14 protein-coding genes and 4 pseudogenes are annotated in these 17,897 nt (G+C 70.3%); 13 read left to right on the forward strand and 5 right to left on the reverse strand.

The annotated features are described in order from the left end of the window. Positions 1-46: 46 nt before the first annotated feature. Positions 47-1,210 (forward strand): type VII secretion system-associated protein, encoded by a 1,164-nt coding sequence (locus ABZT12_RS32535; protein ID WP_356391249.1) that lies wholly within the window; start codon positions 47-49, stop codon positions 1,208-1,210. 78 nt (positions 1,211-1,288) lie between these two features. On the opposite strand, the gene ABZT12_RS32540 is transcribed toward ABZT12_RS32535, so the two are convergent. Then, on the reverse strand, positions 1,289-4,693 hold the full coding sequence (locus ABZT12_RS32540) for a right-handed parallel beta-helix repeat-containing protein (protein WP_356391251.1): 3,405 nt from the start codon (positions 4,691-4,693) through the stop codon (positions 1,289-1,291). 529 nt (positions 4,694-5,222) lie between these two features. Continuing rightward, entirely contained in the window at positions 5,223-5,762 is a 540-nt protein-coding gene (locus ABZT12_RS32545) for an RICIN domain-containing protein (RefSeq protein WP_356391253.1), read from the reverse strand. Between the two features lie 632 nt (positions 5,763-6,394). Between ABZT12_RS32545 and ABZT12_RS32550 the strand changes: the two genes are divergently transcribed. From ABZT12_RS32550 to ABZT12_RS32565, 4 genes and pseudogenes are all read left to right on the forward strand, one after another. Then, on the forward strand, positions 6,395-6,844 hold the full coding sequence (locus ABZT12_RS32550; protein WP_356391255.1) for a hypothetical protein: 450 nt from the start codon (positions 6,395-6,397) through the stop codon (positions 6,842-6,844). Positions 6,845-6,911: 67 nt separating this feature from the next. Beyond that, a pseudogene (locus tag ABZT12_RS32555) lies at positions 6,912-7,943 on the forward strand (ISL3 family transposase); the annotation flags it as partial. A gap of 46 nt (positions 7,944-7,989) precedes the next feature. Beyond that, a pseudogene (locus tag ABZT12_RS32560) lies at positions 7,990-8,325 on the forward strand (hemerythrin domain-containing protein); the annotation flags it as partial. A 362-nt stretch (positions 8,326-8,687) separates the two neighbouring features. Beyond that, positions 8,688-8,849, forward strand: coding sequence for a hypothetical protein (locus tag ABZT12_RS32565; RefSeq protein ID WP_356391257.1), 162 nt, complete (start codon positions 8,688-8,690; stop codon positions 8,847-8,849). 111 nt (positions 8,850-8,960) lie between these two features. Here ABZT12_RS32565 and ABZT12_RS32570 read toward each other — a convergent pair whose 3' ends face one another. Further along, complete coding sequence (locus ABZT12_RS32570; RefSeq protein WP_356391259.1) at positions 8,961-9,812, reverse strand: LysR family transcriptional regulator; 852 nt, start codon at positions 9,810-9,812, stop codon at positions 8,961-8,963. Positions 9,813-9,880: 68 nt separating this feature from the next. Here ABZT12_RS32570 and ABZT12_RS32575 point away from each other — a divergent pair, with 68 nt between their 5' ends. From ABZT12_RS32575 to ABZT12_RS32585, 3 genes and pseudogenes are all read left to right on the forward strand, one after another. Further along, positions 9,881-10,774, forward strand: coding sequence for an EamA family transporter (locus ABZT12_RS32575; RefSeq protein ID WP_356391261.1), 894 nt, complete (start codon positions 9,881-9,883; stop codon positions 10,772-10,774). A 74-nt stretch (positions 10,775-10,848) separates the two neighbouring features. Further along, on the forward strand, positions 10,849-12,117 hold the full coding sequence (locus ABZT12_RS32580) for an alpha/beta fold hydrolase (protein ID WP_356391263.1): 1,269 nt from the start codon (positions 10,849-10,851) through the stop codon (positions 12,115-12,117). Then, positions 12,024-12,278: pseudogene (locus tag ABZT12_RS32585) on the forward strand (hypothetical protein); the annotation flags it as partial. The gene ABZT12_RS32580 and the pseudogene ABZT12_RS32585, both read left to right, overlap by 94 nt. A gap of 127 nt (positions 12,279-12,405) precedes the next feature. Here ABZT12_RS32585 and ABZT12_RS32590 read toward each other — a convergent pair. Next, entirely contained in the window at positions 12,406-12,756 is a 351-nt protein-coding gene (locus tag ABZT12_RS32590; protein WP_356391265.1) for a DUF6233 domain-containing protein, read from the reverse strand. Between the two features lie 361 nt (positions 12,757-13,117). Between ABZT12_RS32590 and ABZT12_RS32595 the strand changes: the two genes are divergently transcribed. The 3 genes and pseudogenes from ABZT12_RS32595 to ABZT12_RS32605 all read left to right on the forward strand — a co-directional run bounded on the left by ABZT12_RS32595 (position 13,118) and on the right by ABZT12_RS32605 (position 15,304). Continuing rightward, positions 13,118-14,302 carry a PP2C family protein-serine/threonine phosphatase gene (locus tag ABZT12_RS32595; protein ID WP_356391267.1) on the forward strand — a complete coding sequence of 395 codons (1,185 nt, stop codon included), beginning with the start codon at positions 13,118-13,120 and terminating at the stop codon, positions 14,300-14,302. Positions 14,303-14,524: 222 nt separating this feature from the next. Next, positions 14,525-14,677, forward strand: a pseudogene (locus tag ABZT12_RS32600) (aldehyde dehydrogenase); the annotation flags it as partial. A gap of 237 nt (positions 14,678-14,914) precedes the next feature. After that, complete coding sequence (locus ABZT12_RS32605; protein ID WP_356391269.1) at positions 14,915-15,304, forward strand: transposase; 390 nt, start codon at positions 14,915-14,917, stop codon at positions 15,302-15,304. 428 nt (positions 15,305-15,732) lie between these two features. On the opposite strand, the gene ABZT12_RS32610 is transcribed toward ABZT12_RS32605, so the two are convergent. After that, positions 15,733-16,083 (reverse strand): putative quinol monooxygenase, encoded by a 351-nt coding sequence (locus tag ABZT12_RS32610; RefSeq protein WP_356391271.1) that lies wholly within the window; start codon positions 16,081-16,083, stop codon positions 15,733-15,735. 160 nt (positions 16,084-16,243) lie between these two features. Here ABZT12_RS32610 and ABZT12_RS32615 point away from each other — a divergent pair, with 160 nt between their 5' ends. Together ABZT12_RS32615 and ABZT12_RS32620 are read left to right on the forward strand one after the other, a co-directional pair. Next, a complete protein-coding gene (locus tag ABZT12_RS32615) occupies positions 16,244-16,618 on the forward strand; it encodes a MerR family transcriptional regulator (protein ID WP_356391273.1) in 375 nt (124 codons plus the stop codon). A 377-nt stretch (positions 16,619-16,995) separates the two neighbouring features. After that, positions 16,996-17,259: a TM2 domain-containing protein gene (locus tag ABZT12_RS32620; RefSeq protein WP_356391275.1), complete on the forward strand. Its 264-nt coding sequence runs from the start codon at positions 16,996-16,998 to the stop codon at positions 17,257-17,259. The last annotated feature ends 638 nt before the right edge of the window (positions 17,260-17,897 follow it).

Raw genomic sequence — 17,897 nt, forward strand, 5'->3', positions numbered from 1 at the left:
CGACTGACGAACCCCCACCGCGACGATCACCGTAAGGACACAGTCGATGACGAACAATGCCGCACCGGCCGAGGACGCGGCCCTGCCGCAGGACGGCCTCCCGGCCCCGCTCGCCCCGCCCGGCCCCACCCCGCAGGACCCGTCCCCCGACCCGGCCGAGGCACCCGGGGAACCCGAGGACACCCGGCCGCCGGTGCTCAGCCGTCCGGTCACCGCCGATGACCTGGCCCAGGGCGATCACGAGACCGGTGACAACCCCGAGATCGCGGGAGCGATGCCCCCGCCGCCGCGCCACGTGGTCGAGGCCGCCGAGGACACCCCCGGGCACTGGTTCGCGCTGGCCGACCCCGCCTGGACCGGGGCCTGGCCGCCACCGGCGTGGACCGTGGTGGGGGAGTGGCGCGCGGACGACCTCGGCCAGCTCGTCGAGTGGCGGCACAACCCGGACTACGTGCGTTCCCCGGCGGCCCGAGGCTGGTCGCGGCCGACCGACGCGATCGATGCCGCCGTCCAGCGGGCCGCCGCGGGCTACGGCCAGGACGACGAGGTGCCCGAACTGCTGGCCGGGGCCGAGGTGGCTGTCTTGGTGGGGCCCGGCGGGGAGCCGGTGGCGGCGGTCGCCCCGGACGGCACCCCGGTGGTCCTCGCCTTCACCTCGGAGGCACATCTGACGAACGCGGGACGCCTCGCGTACGAGATCCTCGACGTGCCCGCGCTCGCCGACCGGTTGCCCGAGGGCCATCAGATCTATCTCAACGCCTCCGCGTCGGTGTCCATGTGCGTCGAACCGGAGGCCCTCGCGCGGGCGATCGAGCGCGCCCGCCAAGAGACCGACGCTCCCGGGGCCGGTGAGCAGGAGCCCGCCGCCGAGCCGGACGGGGGGCTCGACGCCGGGCTCGGCGAGGGGCTCAGCGAGGGGCCGGACGAGCAACCTGAGACCAAGCCGGAGGATAGGCCGGAGCCGGAGGGAGGGCCGGAATCTGTGCCGGACGAGGTCATCGCCGCGGCGACCCGCGTCGACACCAGCGGCTCCACGCCCGCGTCCGCACTCGCCCCGGCGTCCGCGGCCACGGCCCTCGACCCGGAGACCCGCTCCGACGGGACCCCCGAGCCGTCCGACGTTCCCGCGCCCGTTCCCGCCCCCGCTCCGGCCACTCCGACGCTCGCCGAGAGCGCGGCGGCGGCGCTGATGGCGACCGCCGATCACTGACGGCGGGCCCTGCTCGCAGCACGCTGAACGCCGTGGCCCCCCGAACGAGGGGCCACGGCGTTCAGCGTGCTGTCTGCTTCAGTGCCCCGGCAAGGCGCCGGCGGGGAACGGCGTCCCGGCGGACGGCGCCCGCACCGACCCGTCGGCCAACTCCCCCTCCGCCCCAGGCAGGTCCTCCGGCAGCAGCGTCTGAAGGTCCTCCAGCCCCGGTGTGGCCATCGAGCCGAGGCGGCGGGCCTGGCTGGTGGTCATCGACTGGAGCAGCTGACGTGCCGTACGGGCGTTGCCGAAGGAGCGGTCACGGGGGAGGGCGGCGAGGTGCCCGCGCAGGGCCTCGACGGTCTCGGGTCCGCAGGTGTAGCCCGCGTCGGACGCCTGGGTGCGGACGATGGTGACCAGTTCCTCCGTGGTGTAGTCCTCGAACCGCACGTGCCGGGAGAACCGCGAGCCGAGCCCCGGGTTGGAGGCGAGGAAGCGGCGCATCTCCTCGGTGTAGCCGGCGACGATGACCACCACGTCGTCCCGGTGGTCCTCCATCAGCTTGAGCAGGGTGTCGACCGCTTCCCTGCCGAAGTCGGAGGGCGCGTTCTCGGGCGTCAGCGTGTATGCCTCGTCGATGAACAGCACACCCCCCAGGGCCTGTTGGAAGATCTCCCGGGTCAACTGGGCGGTGTGGCCGACATACCGGCCCACCAGATCGGCGCGGGCCACCTCGACGAGCTGGCCGCGCGGCAGTACGCCGAGGGAGTGCAGCAGGTCCGCGTAGAGCCGGGCCACGGTGGTCTTGCCGGTGCCGGGCGGGCCCGCGAAGACCAGATGATGGCTGAGCTTGGGGGCCGGCAGGCCGACGGCCTCCCGTTGCCGGGCCGCCGCCAGCACGCTCACCAGGTCGCCGACCTCCCGCTTGACCGCGTGCAGGCCCACCATGGCGTCCAGCCCCGCGAGCAGGGTCTGCGAATCGGGTGCCGCGTCCTGTGCCGCACCGGACCCGTCCGCACAGACGTCGGCGGGCAGCAGCAGCGCCAGATCGCTCTCCGCCGGGTCCACCATCGACGCGAGCCGTACGGCCTGCCGGTCGATCATCTCCTCGAACACCCGGCGTGCCTCACGGCCGTTGCCGAACGAGGCGTCGCGGGGCATCCGCCGGTAGAGCCCGGCGAGGGCCTCCCGGGTGGTCGGGTGCAACTCGTACCGGTGGGCCGCGCACATGTTCTCCGTGATGGTGACCATGTCCGTGTCGGAGTAGTCGAGGAACTCGATGCTGCGCGTGAAACGCGAGGCCAGGCCCGCGTTCGCGCCGAGGAACGCCTCCATGTCCGCGGTGTACCCGGCGACCACCACGACGACGTCGTCCCGGTGGTCCTCCATCAGCTTCACCAGGGTGTCGATCGCCTCACGGCCGAAGTCGGCGCCGGAACCCTTGCTGTCGGAGAGGAGCGTGTACGCCTCGTCGACGAACAGCACCCCGCCGAGCGCCTCCTTGAATGCCTCCGTCGTCTTGATGGCCGTACCGCCGATGACCTGGGCCACCAGGTCGGCCCGCGAGACCTCGACCAGGTGGCCGGAGCGGAGCACGCCGAGCGAGGCGAGGATGCCGCCGTAGAGCCGGGCCACGGTGGTCTTGCCGGTGCCTGGCGGGCCCGCGAAGACGAGGTGGCGGCTCATCGGCGGCACCGGCATGCCCAGCTTCGCGCGCCGCTGGGCCAGCTGGTTGAGGTGGACCAGGGTGGAGACCTGCTGCTTGACGCCTTCCAGGCCGACGAGCGCCTCCAGTTCGGCCATCGGCCCCGAGACGGGGGCGCCCTTGGCGGCCCCGCCCGGCACGCTTCCGGCACCGGGGCCCGCCGGTGTCTCCCGGCCGCTCCCGTCGGAGACCCGCGTGCCCCAGGCGTCCGGGGTGGCGTTGTCGAGGCTGGACAGGTCCTCGACGGAGAGCCGTTCGCCGGTGCGGGTCTGGCGCAGCCCGGAGCCCCGGTTGTCGCGCACGGTACACCCGGTCGCGGAGACCGCCTCCGCGGTGTCCACCCGGATGCCGTCACCGAGTCCGCCGGACGCCTCGCACTGCCCGATGACGGCCCTGGCGCCCGGGGACAGCAGGATCCCGTGGGCTCCGGAGCCGGTGATCCGGCAGCGGGTCGCGGCCAGTTCCGCCCCTTCGGAGACCACGATCCCGGAGCCCGCGCTCTCCTCGACGGCGGTGTCCCGTACGGTCACCCGGCCGCCGGACGCCACGGTCACGCCCGTCTCGCCCGGCGTGAGCAGCCGGCCGTCGCCGAGGTAGAGGCTGCCGCCCTCGCCGATCAGCACAGCGGAACCCTTCGCGCCCTCGATCCGGCAGCCCTCCAGCCTGCCGCGTCCCCCGTCGTCCACCTCCACGCCGTGCCCGCCCGGGGAGGAGATCAGGGCCCGGTGCAACAGGGGGTTGGCCCCCGAGCGCACGGCCACGGCGACCCCCGCCGCGTCCGCCACCTCCAGCCGGTCGAACTCGGGGGCGGAGTCCTCCGTGATCAGTACGGCGGCCCGCGGGTCGGCGCAGTCGCGCACCGAGGCCCGGTCGAACACCGGCGTCGCGCCACCGCTCACCCGGATCGCGGACCCGGCCGCGGACAGGAACTCGCACTCCTCGAACGTCCCCCGCGCCCGCTCGTCGACCACGAGCCCGGCCTCGGCGGTCCGGACCGTACGGCAGCGGCGCAGCGTGGGATCGCTGCCCGAGGACACCACGATGCCGGCCGCCGAGGTCTCGGTGACGGTGACGTCCTCCAGGACGTTGCGCGCGGCCGAGGTGACATAGACGCCGGTGGTGACGTCCCGTACGGCGGTGCGGAGCACCGTGGTGCAGCTGAGCGCCTCCAGGGCGATGCCGGGCTTGTCGGTGGAGGAGATCTCGCAGTCCTCGACCGAGCCCCGCGCCTCGCCGTTGGCCAGGACGCCGTTGCCCCGCGCGTCCCGCAGCCGGCAGCCCCGGACGGTCGTGCGGGAGCGCTCGCCGAGAACGATCGCCGAAGACCCCAGGTGTTCGATCTGGCAGTCCTCGACGACACTTCCGCCCGGCGCGATGTCCACCACACCGGCGCCCGCCGGATTGGTGACGCGGCAGCCCCGCATGGCCAGCGAACCCCCCATCCGGGCCAGTACGGCGGCCCAGCCGGAGCCCACCACCGTGCAACGCTCCATGGCGACCTGGCCACGCGGCGCGTCGACCACCGGTACGTCGTCGTCGCCCCCGCGCAGCAGGAGGCCGGTGAGCATGACCTCCTCGGCCAAGAGGGTCACCGCGCTTCCGTGGCGCGGGCAGATCTCGACGCTGTCCCGCTCGCCCTCGGCGACGATCGTCACCCTGGTCCGGATACTGAGGTTCTCGGCATAGCGCCCGGGGGCCACACTGACCACGGCGCCCGTGCGTGCCTGCGCCAGGGCCTCGCCGATCGTACGGTAGCCGTCCGGGCGTTCCGGGCAGACCATGAGCACCTGCCGTGACACTGTCCAACCTCTCTGAGCCACGTACGCGCGTGCGCGGACGACGCGGCACCGACGACTGTGGTTCACATCCCCGGGCCGGTCGCGGCGCCGGGTCGTTGGATCGTAGGCAGAGAGGTGTGCGTAAGAACTGACCTCGCGGAGTGGGAGCGGAGCCGAGGGGCGGCAACGGAGCGTCCGGCCGGAGTGCCGGGCCCGGCACTCCGGCGGAGCGTCCCGTCGTCCCGCCGTCTCAGTCGCGGGCGGTGGTGAGCACGGTCCGGTGGCTCCGCCCTCCTCAACGCGCACAGCACCGTGGTCGACGGCACCGCCTTCTACCAGGACGCCGCAAACGCCTGGGTGTTCTGGCTCGGCGCCCTCGTCACCCTCCCGTCCCTGACGCTCTCCCTGTTCATCCCCCGACTCCGCGACCCGAGTCCGACGACGCGCCGCGGGGCTAACGGCGGCGAACTCCGTCGCGGGTATCCCGAGGGAGCTCGCCGCAGCTTGTCCAGCGCCCAGTCGCTATCGGGCGGAACTATGGCGACAGGCTCTAACCCTGGCGCCAGAGCTGGTTGTTGACGGCACCCAGGCAGTCGTAGATCTGGATCGTCGTTCCGTTCGTCGCCTGACCGTCCCGGAGATCGAGGCAGAAGGTGTGCCCTCCGGAGTGGTTCGCGCTGACCACCGTGAGGAAGCCGGGGACGTTCGGAGAGACCACCAGCTGCCACCGCTCGGAGACATCGCCGCCGCAGACGTGGTGCTTGACGGTCTGTGTATTCACCGAGTTCGCGAAGTCCAGGCACAGGTTGCTCTGGACATTCCGCAGGTTGAAGAAGCCGCCGCCGACCGACACCGGCAGCCAGTTCTGGTTGGGATCGGTGTTGTTGGCGAGGCAGTCATTCTCCACCACTGGGGCGTTGTCCAGCAGCGAGCCACCGGCGACCTCGGCACACTTGTTGGTCCCCCTGTTGATGAGTGTGAAGGCGGCCCCGATATTGAGCGGCCGTACGACATCTGTCGGCCCGCCGGCCGCTTGAGCACTGCCGCCCATGGCCAGGCCGGCCGCGAGGACCATCAGCCCGGCCAGCATTGCGCTGACTGTTCCGCGTCTCTTCATGTACTTCCCCCAGGTGATCGGGAGCGTGGCAACAAGTGCTGCCGGCGCTGTGACCGGGGTTGGTGGAAGTCCCCTGCCCAACACCGGCCCAGGAGTTCCAAACCCTCGGCAGACAGCGTGGGAACGCGGTGCACCGGTTGTCGCGTCCTGGTCCGCTCAGCGGAACGGGGCAGGAGAGGTGCCGAACGCACAAGAACTGAGGGGTGCCGAGCGCGTCGGACCGGATCTCCGCGGGGAGATGGCCGTCATCCTCGCGAACAAGACTTGAGCCGGGGCAGCTCGCCAATGACGCGGGGCGATGTCACGGGTTCGTGATCTGTGCATCTGTTCGGCCGGGCGACGCCTACTTCCCCCGGCGCAGAACAGTGAACGAGCGGATCGTCGCTCTCGCCCCCACCACCGCTGAAGGTCACATACGGACGACGGATCAAGTAACGGAAAATATCGGGGTGTCAGGAACCTGGTCAGCTCCTTCTGATCAGGCTCTCGGCCGCGGCGATGATGGCCTCCTCCGGATTCCGTGCGGTCCACTGGAGAACGCGACGCGCCTTCTCGTTCGAGGTCCTCTTCGCGTAACCCAGGTCGGGGACGAAGGCCCCAATTGCTTGGCAACTGCCCTCTCGCCCCGACTGGTCGCCGGCGCCAACCGGCTCCAGGACGTCTTCCTCGATCCGGGCGAGCGCGACCTGCTCATCGACTGGGACGCGGTCACGGAAGGCATAGTGGCATCGTTCCGTCAGTCGATCGGAACGGGACTCGACGATCAACGCAGCATCGACCTCGTCGGCCAACTCTCCCTCGCCAGCCCGCGCTTCCGCCACCTTTGGGGACGCCACGACATCGGCGGCCGAAACGGCACGGTCATGCGCCTGCGGCATCCTCTCCTCGGAGAGCTGCGCCTCAATCGCGAAAAGCTGATCGTTGGCGAAGCCCAGAACCTGACCATGGCCATCTACCACGCGGACCCGGGCACCGAGGACGCGGGGAAACTCGCCCTGCTCACCTCAAGCACGGCCACCACGACGCAGGACACCGCAGCGTCCAGCAGACGGTGAGGGAGTGTCCGATCAACGGCCCTGTCTCGCTTTCGGTGGTGACGGAGCGTTGTGATGGGTTGTTGACATTCATGTGAAGGATGTCAACGAGCTTGTGCAAACGGTCTTTTCGGGCCTGTCCCCGCTGGTTATCGAGGATGTAGTCGACGAAGGTGTGCGGATCGTGGTGCGGGCACGAACTCCGCGGGACACTGCGGTCTGCCCGGTGTGCGGGTCCCCGTCGGAACGCGTGCACGGCTATCACTGGCGGACAGTCGCGGACGTGCCGGTCGATGAAAGACGGGTGGTGGCCTGTGTGCGGGTGCGGGTGCGGGTGCGGCGTCCGGTGTGGCCCACCCGCGGCTGTCGCCACACCTTGCGCGGACAGGTGCCCGGTGTCCTGGACCGCTGTCAGCGGCGCACGACCCGCCTGACCAGGCAAGTCGAGGCCGTGGTCAAGGAGTTAGCGGGCCGGGCCGGGGCACGTCTGCCCGCGATATTGGCGGTGAGCCTGTCTCGTCACACGGCCCTGCGCGTCCTGCTGCGGATCCCGTTGCCTGCCGGGCGGGTGCCCCGTGTGATCGGCGTCGACGACTTCGCACTGCGCCGCCGGCACCGCTACGCCACCGTGATCATCGACGCCGAGACTCATGAACGGACCGACGTGCTGCCCGGCCGCACGGCCGACACTCTGGAAGCGTGGCTGCGCGAGCATCCGCGCATCGAGATCGTATGCCGTGACGGCTCGGCCACCTACGCTGAGGCCATCCATCGTGCCCTGCCTGACGCGGTGCAGGTCGCGGACCGGTGGCATGTGTGGCACAACCTGTGCGAAGCCGCCCTGAGTGAGGTCAAGGCGCACAGCACCTGTTGGGCCACCGTGCTGGACGCACCCATCTACGACGGACCCCGCGCCCAGACCACCCTGGAACGCTGGCACCAGGTCCGCGGCCTGCTCGACCAGGGCGTCGGCCTGCTCGAATGCGCCCGCCGTCTCCAACTGGCCCTGAACACCGTCAAACGCTACGCCCGCGCCGACCGTCCCGAGCGCATGCTCCGCGTCCCCAAGTACCGCGCCGGCCTCGTCGACCCCTACCGCGAACACCTGCGCAAACGACGGGGTCTTGGTGTTGACGCCCTCGGTGGGGCCGTTGCTGTACGGACCTCTCGCCGAGTAACGGGCGGCCAAGAAAACCCTCGCCGCCCTAGACGACATGGACACCGAAGACCCCGACTTCCTGCCCCGACTGCGAGCGCTACGGGCCGACGTACAGCAGCATGCCCGGGCGGAGGAACGCTACGAGTTCACCCACATCCGCCGCAGCACCGACGTCACCAACCTCGCCGCGATGGCCAAGGCGGTGAAGGCCGCCGAAGCCATGGCCCCCACCCGGCCGCACCCCGGCGTCGAATCGGGAGCGGCGAACCTGACGCTCGGGCCGGTCGCCGCACTCATGGACCGCACCAAGGACGCCGTACGCAAGGCCATGGGCAACGGCTGAACAGCACCCGCCATCCTCAGACACTCCGCCCCCTGGCGGGTCCTGTGCGCCACCTCGTCCGGGCACCATGACATCCGGTGCCCGGACGAAGCAGCCGCTCACCGCCCATGCCCATACCCTCAAGGCCTCCGCTTGTGGCGAGGTGTTCTTGCGCGCCAGGCCCTGCCGACCGACCGGCGCGGGATGCCCGCCTGGTCGCGTCGTCGGACTGCGCCTGCCCGTTCACGACCGTGAGGACCGGGTGTTGTGTGCGTCGGCCCCCACCTCGTCCTGAAGGTCGGGATGCCGGGCCGACGCTGCCCAGTCACGCAGTCGACCGCACCTCCGCCGTCGCCTACGGCGCTTACGTCCGCGCACAGGCCGTGTCCTACGGCGCGAAGGGCGCCGTCAGGGCCTGCGACGTCCACGGGGACGGCTACGGGGTCGCCGTCCGCTACTACCGCAGGATCACCCTCTTCGCGGCGTGTGTGGTCATTGACAGCATCGACTACCGCACCTCCCAGTACGCGGACACCGGCCGGTAGCCCGCCCGCTCCCACGGGACGCCCCGCCGACGTGCTCCACTCCGGACAGCAGCCGTGCATCCAGGCGGGCGCAGCGGGCGGGTGTGAAGGGGAAGCCGCGGAGGTGGCCGGTCATGTGCGGTAAAGCTCGGCAAGAAGCTCGCGTACGGCGCGGGTGGCCGGGTGGGGGTCGTCGCGCCACCAGACCAGTCGTACGGCGATCGGTTCGGCGTCGCGTACCGGCAGGTAGACGATGCCGGGCCTTGGATATTGGTCAACGACGGACTGGGCGGTAACCCCCACGCAGCGACCGGTGGCGATGACCGTGAGCCAGTCGTCGATCTCGCGGCTCTCCTGCGTCACCGGGCGCGCGTCCGCAGGCCACAATTCCGCGTTGGTCGACCCGGTGCGCTGGTCAACGAGCAGAACGCGGCTGCTGAGATCGGCCAGACGCACCGAGCGCCGCCGCGCAAGGGGGTCGGAGGCGGCCATCGCGCACCAGCGTGTTTCCAGACCCACGATGGCGCCCTCGAAGCGGCGGTCCTCCAGCGGCCTACGCATGACCGCAAGGTCCGCGGTGCCCTCGGCCAGGCCGGCGCTCGGGGAGTTGATGCGAAGCAGGTGCAGCCGCGTTTCCGGGTGCGATTCCCGCCACCGGTGTTGAAACGCGGGTGTGAGTCGGCCGAGTGCCGACCAGGCGTGGCCGATTCGCAGTTCGACGTGGCCCGACGTCGCTACCTGTACCAAATTGTCGACCTCGGTCAGCACGCGCCGGGCGTGCGCCACGACGCGTAGTCCGATCGCGGTCGGCGAGGTTGCGCGGGACGTACGCCGCAGCAGCCGTACGCCGAGGCGCTTCTCGAGCGCCGAAAGTGTGCGGGAGACCGCAGCCTGCGAGACACCCAGAGCGATCGCGGCGTCGGTGAACGTGCCCTCGTCCACGATCGCGACGAGGCAGCGCAACTGACGCAGCTCGACATCCATAACCAAATCGTATAGTTGGCGCGCTCCCTGCATTTTGCGCACGGTCCGGCGCGGCACAGGATCGACGCATGCAAGCAGCGCCCACTCGCCCGGCAGACCGCGCCGTCCTGCCCACGAAGCCCGGCGCCGTGCCCATAGCCGGGGTCTGCGCGATGCTCGCCAGCGGCCTTTCCACCCAACTCGGCGCCGCGATGGGGTCGTTGGCCTTCCCGGTGCTCGGCCCTGTCGGCGTCGTCGCGGTCCGCCAGTACGTCGCGGCGGCGGTGCTGCTCATCCTCGGTCGGCCCCGCCTCCGGTCCTTCACTCGGCGCCAGTGGGGGCCGGTGCTGCTGCTCGCGGCCGACTTCGGTGTGACGAACCTGTCGCTCTACACCGCGATCGACCGGATCGGTCTAGGCCTGGCGGTGACCCTGGAGTTCCTCGGCCCCCTCGCGATCGCGCTGGCCGGCTCGCGCAGACGCGTGGACCTGGGCTGCGCCGTACTCGCCGTGGCGGGAGTCGTCGTACTGATGCGCCCGCGCCCCACCGCCGACTACCTCGGCATGGGGCTCGGTCTGCTCGCCGCTGCCGGTTGGGCCGCTTACATCCTTCTCAACCGCTCGATCGGGCAGCGCATCCCCGGGGCACAGGGCACGGCCGCCGCAGCGATGCTGTCCGCCTTGGTCTTCCTGCCCATCGGAGCCGGCGTCGCGGTGCACCATACGCCTTCCGCCAGGGCGCTCGGTGCGGCTGTCGCGGCCGGAATCCTCTCCTCCGCTCTGCCGTTCCTCGCGGACCTGTTCACGCTGCGCCGCGTTCCCGCAGAGGCGTTCGGACTGTTCATGAGCGTCAACCCGGTGCTCGCCGCAGCCGTCGGTGCGCTCGTTCTGGGACAGAAACTCGACGTGGCCGCCTGGTTGAGCATCGCGGCGATCATCGCGGCCAACGCCATCAGCATCCTCGTACAGCCCAGGCACGCTTGACGCCGCGACGGTGCTTGACGTACGCCGAAGCAGCGCCCGTATCAAGATCACTCCATTACCGCAAAGGAGCTTCCATGCCCGGTGTCACGCTGACCGATCATCTCTTCTCCGTCCCCCTCGCCCATGATCGGCCGGACGGCGAGCACATCGAGATCTACGCTCGCGAGGTTGTGGCCACCGGACGCGAGCGCGAGCAGCTTCCCTGGCTGCTGTTTTTGCAAGGCGGCCCCGGCATGCTGCCGCCGCGTCCGGTCGGCCGGGACTCCTGGCTGGACCGCGCACTCGACGACTACCGCGTCCTCCTGCTCGACCAGCGCGGCACGGGCCGCTCCAGTCCGATCACCCGTCAAACGCTCCCGGCCCGTGGCGAGCCCGCCGCGCAGGCCGACTACCTCACCCATTTCCGCGCCGACGCCATTGTCCGCGACGCCGAACTGATCAGGCGCGAACTGACCGACGAACCGTGGTCGGTGCTCGGCCAGAGCTTCGGCGGCATGTGCACCGTCACCTACCTCTCGCTCGCGCCCGAAGGCCTGCGCGAGGCAATCATCACCGGCGGCCTTCCCGGTCTGCGCGTCACCGCCGACGAGGTCTACCGCGCCGCCTATCCGCGCGTGCAGCGCAAGAACACCGCGTACTACCGCCGGTACCCGCAGGACGCCGCCTCGGTCCGCCGCATCGCCGCGCACCTGATCGAGCGCCCGGCACCCATGCCGGACGGCTCCTTGCTCACCGTCGAGGCCTTCCAGTCGCTCGGGCTGATGCTCGGCATGAGCGACGGCGCGGACGTCCTGCACTACCTTCTCGAAGACACTTGGGCCGGAGCGGAGCTGTCCGACAGCTTCCTCGCCCGCGCCGCGGCCTTCCTCAGCTACGCCCAACTGCCGCTGAACCCCCTCATGCACGAACTCTCTTACGCCCAGCGCGGCACCGGCGCGACGAACTGGGCGGCTCAGCGAGTGCGCGGCGAGTTCCCCCAGTTCGACGCGCGCACGGCGTTGGCCGGGGAGGACCCGATGCTGTTCACCGGCGAGATGACCTACCCGTGCCACTTCGACCAACCCTGTCTCGCCCCCCTGCGCGAGCCCGCCGAGATGCTGTTCGCCCGCGATGACTGGCCCGACCTCTACGAGCCTCAGCGCTTGGCCGCGAACGACGTCCCCGTGGCCGCCGCCGTCTACCTCGACGACATGTATGTCGATGCCCCTTACTCGCTGCAGACCGCCGAGACCATCAGGGGCCTACGGCTGTGGGCGACCAACGAGTACGAGCACGACGGGCTTCGCGCCAGTGGCGGACGCGTCCTCGACCGCCTGCTGCGCATGCTGCACGACCAGATCTGAGGCGGAGCGACGGGAAGGCCGATCTCACGCATGACACGGACGACGCGACGCATGTCTCCGGGCGGCAGGTCCCCGCCCTGGCGCTACCCGCGCTCGGCGCGCTGCTCGCCGAGCCGCTGTTGGTGCTCGCCGACAGCGCCATCGTCGGGCACCTGGGCTCAATGCCGTTGCGTTACGGGCTTGCGGGTTGGGGTCTTGTAGTCGCGGGCTCGTCGGCAGATGAGCGAGAGCCGGCCGGCCGTGGAACCGCTCGGCTGCCCAGCGCTTCGGGAGGGGTGATTTGCCTGCTCACGAACGGGCGCTGAGTGACTCCCAGAGCTGGCAGGCGAAGGTGGACCAGGCTCGGCGGCTTGGTGTTGCCGCGGACGTCGGCAGTGGGGATGCCGGACTTGCGGCAGCTCGCAGTCCCGTGGTGAGCGGGCCCCGGGCTTCGCTGCTGTCGGCGGGACGGTGGCGCTTGCCGAAGGCGTAGCAGCCGCCGGCATGGACCTTGGTGGGCGGGGCCCCGTTGCCGATACCCGGCTCGACGACCCGCTCCGGCCCGGCGGGGCGGCGCTGCCACCCGCGTTCGGTCTCGGCCTCCCGCTGCTGGCGGCCCGCGATTTTGTCGTCAATCCGGTGCAGCCAGGGGCGTGCCACACGCGGAGCGACTTGAGACGTTCCAGGTCGGGAGTGTGGCTGAGCACCTCAGTTTGCGCCGTGCGTCAAGTACGGTGGGCCGGGGTACGCGGTCCCCGCCAGCGGGGTGGGAGACTCGCGGGCATCGCCGTCCTGGCTGCTGACTGGGCCCCGCCGTGGGGCCGGGGTGAGCTGGGCGCGCCGGTGCCGTTCCCTTCGGGCTTCACGTCCTGTGGTTCCCGGCAGCACATGCGTTTGTCGGTGCGCGGGCCTGTGGGGTCTTGCGCTGATGGGAATGGGTCATGGCAGAAGAGTGGAATGCCGGCGGCGGGCCGGGGCTGGGGCCTGGGCTGCGGATACGGGTGTGGTGAGGGCGCGGGGCTTGGCGCGGGCGCTGACCGGCCTGCTGGAGGCCAGCCATACGGCGCCTTTCGAGCAGTTGCCCCGCCTGCTCCACACCGCCGCGAAGGAGGCCGGTGCGGGCGGGGCGCGGCTGTTCGTGGCGGATCTGCAGGAGGAGGTGCTGCGTGAGGTCACCGGCATCGGTCTGAGCGCCGGCAAGGGCGGCGAGGAGTACCCGATCGAGGGCACGCTGCCCGGTCGCGCCTACCAGACCGCTGAGGTCACGGCGCCGGCCCGCGGCGGGGCATGCTGGGTCCCGGTGCGGGACGGCGCAGAACGCCTGGGGGTCCTGCTCGTCGAGCCCGGCGATGGGGACGGGGGCAGGCCAGATGAGGAGGTGATGCGGGCGCTGGCGTCGATGGCCGGGCTGCTGCTGGTCTCCAAGCGAGCCAACAGCGACTCCCACGCCCGGCTGATCCGCATCCGGCCGATGGGGGTACCGGCGGAACTGCAGTGGAGCATGATGCCGCCGCGGACGTTCTCCGACCGGCGGGTCACGGTCAGCGCCTTCATGGAACCGGCCTACCAGGTGGCCGGGGACGCCTACGAGTACGCGGTGGCCGATGACATCCTGCACCTGGCGGTCTTCGACGCGATGGGTCACGACACCTCCGCCGGCTTGACCGTGGCTCTGGCGATGGCCGCCTGCCGCAGCCACCGCCGTATCGGCGCCAGCATCCCCGAAGCCAGCGCGGCCATCGAGGACACCCTGATCGAGCAGTTCGGGCACAGCCGCTACGCCACTGGCATCCTCGCCGACCTGGAGCTGGACACCGGCAGGTTCAGCTGGGTCAACCGTGGTCACCCGCTGCCGGTGCTGATCCGGGGCGGACGCTGGGCCAGCACGCTGCACTGCCCGCCGGCCGGGCCGATGGGCAGCGGGTTCAACCTGCCGATCAAGCAGAGCACCGAGCAGTTGGAGCCTGGCGACCGGCTGTTGCTGTTCAGCGACGGCATCACCGAAGCCCGTGCCACGGACGGCCGTGAGTTCGGCGTGGAACGCTTCACCGACTTCATCATCCGCCACCACGCCGACAACCTCCCCGTGGACGAGACGCTGCGTCGTCTCATGCATGCCGTCATGGACTACCACCAGGGACGACTGCACGACGACGCCACCGTTCTGTTCTGTGAATGGCACGGCCCGCGCGCCTCGGCAGAATAAGACCGAGGGTGGGTATCCGTGCCGCCGTCAGGCGGGCGTATGGCCAAACCTGCCCCTGCACCCACGTGGAGAGGACCTGCCACCAGCATCGTGACTGCCTGCGCAAACGCGCTGAGGAGGAGTCGGGAGCGGATGCTGGGGTCCTGGCCCGCGCTCACCACATGGATCGGGACGGTGACCAGACCGTAGCTGATGGCGCCGGGCCAGCTGGCTCGGGGCGTGCAGGCACCGGTCAAGCGGTACAGCCGCGTGCTGCGCGACCTGCTCGCCGGCGGCAAGGCCGAACCGTCCTTCCTGGTTTCGCACGAACTTCCGCTCCACGATGCGCCCGGCGCGTACGAGAACTTCGACAAGCGCAGCCCGGGATGGACATAGGTGGTCCTGCACCCGGAGTCCGTGCCCGCGTAGACCGGGACCCCGGGTCGGACCGATCCGGGCCAGAAGCACCCGCCAGTCCGGCAAAGGCACCGCCTTCCACCGCGAAGCGTTCACCATCGACCGGGACGCCAAGCAGGTCACCTGCCCACGGGGCAAGGTCAGCCGCCGGTGGTCGACACCGCCCTCCCTCGCCCCCTACGTCAACGCCGAGTTCTCCCCGGACGACTGCCGCCAGTGCCCGGGAAGAGCGCCTGCACCCGCACCGACGCGCGGAAGGTCTCCTGTGTGCCCCGTGATCTCCACGACATCCAGTCCGAGTCACGGACCGAGCGGCAGACCCAGGAATGGCTCTCGCGCTACTCGCTACGGGCCGCCATCGAGAGCACGATCAGCGAGTTCGTCAACGGCCACGGCATGCGCCAGTGTCGCTGTCGCAGCGAGGACAAGGTTCACGTCCAGCACGTCCTGACCGCCATCGCGGTCAACCTCGAACGCATCGATGTCCACCTGCCACCGACTCCCGCTCGCCGACCCCGGAACCCAACCGCACTCCAGGGTTTCCTCGACTGGCAGCACATCCCCCGGCCCCGGTCCTGGCGCGCCGCCACCCACCCCGCAGGCTGACTTGACCGTTCTCAAGACGGCGACCCCCGTCTTGGCCCAGTGCCGCTCGGTGGAGTCCACCCGATGGGCTCCATTCTGGTGCGCTCCACCGAGTGAACTCCGGATGACGATGGACTTCACTAAGCTTCCGACCGCCTAAAGCTGCAGATCACCGACCGCTTGAGTGAAAGGGCGCCGTGGCGGACTCTCGAAGGCAGGAGGCCCGAGATGCGGAACAAGCGCCCCCGTGGGCCGCAGCCGCACTGGAGCCCAAGCGGGAGGCCCTGCGGGTGCTGGTAGCGGCCGACACCGCGTCCTCGACCGCTACCGCGACCACCTGTGCGTCTCGCTCCGCCAGCTCTTCCACGTGCTCCTGAGCGACGGCGTGCTGGAGAAGACGGAGCGCGACTACGGCCTCGGGGAACATCCGTACAGCCGTTTGCAGTGGGTCAGGAGAGGGGGTGCAGCCAGTGGGCCTCCAGTTCCCCCTCGGCCAGGTCCGCGACGGCGGCGAAGTACGTCTGCATGAACGGCTGCGAAACGTGCGCCAGCAGGTGGGCGCCGGAGGACCAGCGCTCGTAGAAGGCGAAGGCGCCCGGCTGGTCCGGCGTGGTGTGCACCACGTACTGGTCGCATCCGTCCTCCTTGCGGGTGAGGCCGATGATCGCCTGGATCTCGCCCAGCATCCGGCCCTCCTCGCCCGCCTTGGCCCGGGCGTATCCATATACCGCGACCGGCGTGTCCGAGGCGAGGATGGCGGCGGGGATGAGGCCGTCGGGTGTGGTGTCGTCAGTGCTCATGAAGGTCCTACTCCGTAGTGGTCGGTTCCGCCGGTGTTCATGTCCGGCTGCTGGAGTGTAAAAGTTGACGTTGACGTCAAAGGCAAGTCGGGCGACGAGCCCCGGGACGGCCCGGCGGCAACCGGGGCCCGGCGGCATGTGGAGCGGAGGGAGCGACGGGATGCGTATCGGCGAGGTGGCATCGGCCGCGGGAGTGAGCACGCGGGCGCTGCGCTACTACGAGCAGCAGCAACTCATCGTGTCGAGCCGCAGCGCGGGCGGGCAGCGCCTCTACGCGCCAGACACGGTCGAGCGGGTGCGGTGGATCCAGCTCCTCTACGCCGCCGGGCTGAGCAGCCGGACGATCGTGGAGTTCCTGCCGTGCGTGCACACCGGTATCGCCGGCCCGGAGATGATCGCCCGGCTTCGCGCGGAGCGGGACCGCCTCGACGAGCACATGCGGGACCTTGCCGCCACGCGAGCCCGACTGGACTCTGTCCTCGCCGTCGCCGAGTTCGGCGCGACACGGCCGGCCGGCGAGGCCGCGGGGGTCTGAGGCTCGACCAGCACACGTCGGCCTTGGCCCGGTGCCCAGGCCGAGGCTGGCTTTATCGGCGTCTCACACAGCGGTTGTTGACGACCGCGGATGGCACCTGCTTCGCCGGGATGTCGTTGTCGACAAGAACGGGAGTCACCTGCCGGTACCCGGCGACGGACGTTTTGCGCTGCCAGTTGACGAAGAATTCCCCCGCAAGCCCGGACAGCACGTGTGCCGTTCCGGGGGAGGAGCGGATTGAACCCTCCGGGGGCCCACCTTCACGAAGGATCATGTGAACCGTTGGCCGTCCCGCCACGTCATGAGGTCGGGACGACGGCACCCCGCGAGGGGGCGTCGCCCCCGATGTCGTAGACCCGTGACAGGAAGGCAGTCGCATGACCACTCACCCCGCCGAAGCTCCGTACGGTGTCGACCCGTTGGGCCGACCCTACTCCGACAAGTCGAAGATCGTGGCGGGTGTCCTCCAGATCCTGCTGGGGGGCCTTGGCATCGGCCGGTTCTACGTGGGCTCCATAGGGATCGGCATCGCCCAGCTGCTCACCTTCGGGGGCCTCGGCATCTGGGCGCTGATCGACGGCATCCTCTTCCTCACCAGCAACAACCGGACGGACAGGGAGGGGCGCATCCTGCGTGGCTGACGAGTCCTGACAGCGCGAGGACCGAACCGGCCACGGACGTCCGCCGTGACAGGGCGGTGGCCCGCTGCGGTCTCGTTGACGTCCCGAGCCTGGAACTCCCTTTTGGGCGAACCCTTTTGTCGCTGGTTGCTTGACACCGGCCGGCGTCTCCTGGCAGCACCGGGAAGACGCCGTTCCCCGGCAGTTGCTTCCTTCCCCTCTCATGAGCAGGACACGATGAGAACTGGCCTCGGGCTATCGCAGTTCCACAAGCGGGCACCTTAGATCTCCGAGGCCACGTCGCTCGGTTCGGGTGCGGACACGGCGCTGGACGACAGGATCCGGGGGCCACGACGGTGCGACGCGCCCCTGCGCGCACGGTATTGCCCCGAACGGCGTCCGTGGGACGGAGCTTCCTCAACGCTGCTGTGCGGGGGAGGTAGGAAGCGGATCTCGGTCCGCCGGGCCTAAACACCGTTGCAACACCGGCGCGGCCCGGCAATCCGGTACGGACCATTGACGTCCGAGACTGCCCGGTGGGATGTTCTCGATGGTTACGTGGTCAAGATGCTCCGCCCCGCAATTGACAACGATGTCCGGCACTTGAGTTCGTTCGGCCCCACACGGCGAAACGGGAGACATCGACATGACTGTCCTGC

This window comes from Streptomyces sp. NPDC005423 (assembly GCF_040606415.1).
Taxonomy (GTDB): domain Bacteria; phylum Actinomycetota; class Actinomycetes; order Streptomycetales; family Streptomycetaceae; genus Streptomyces.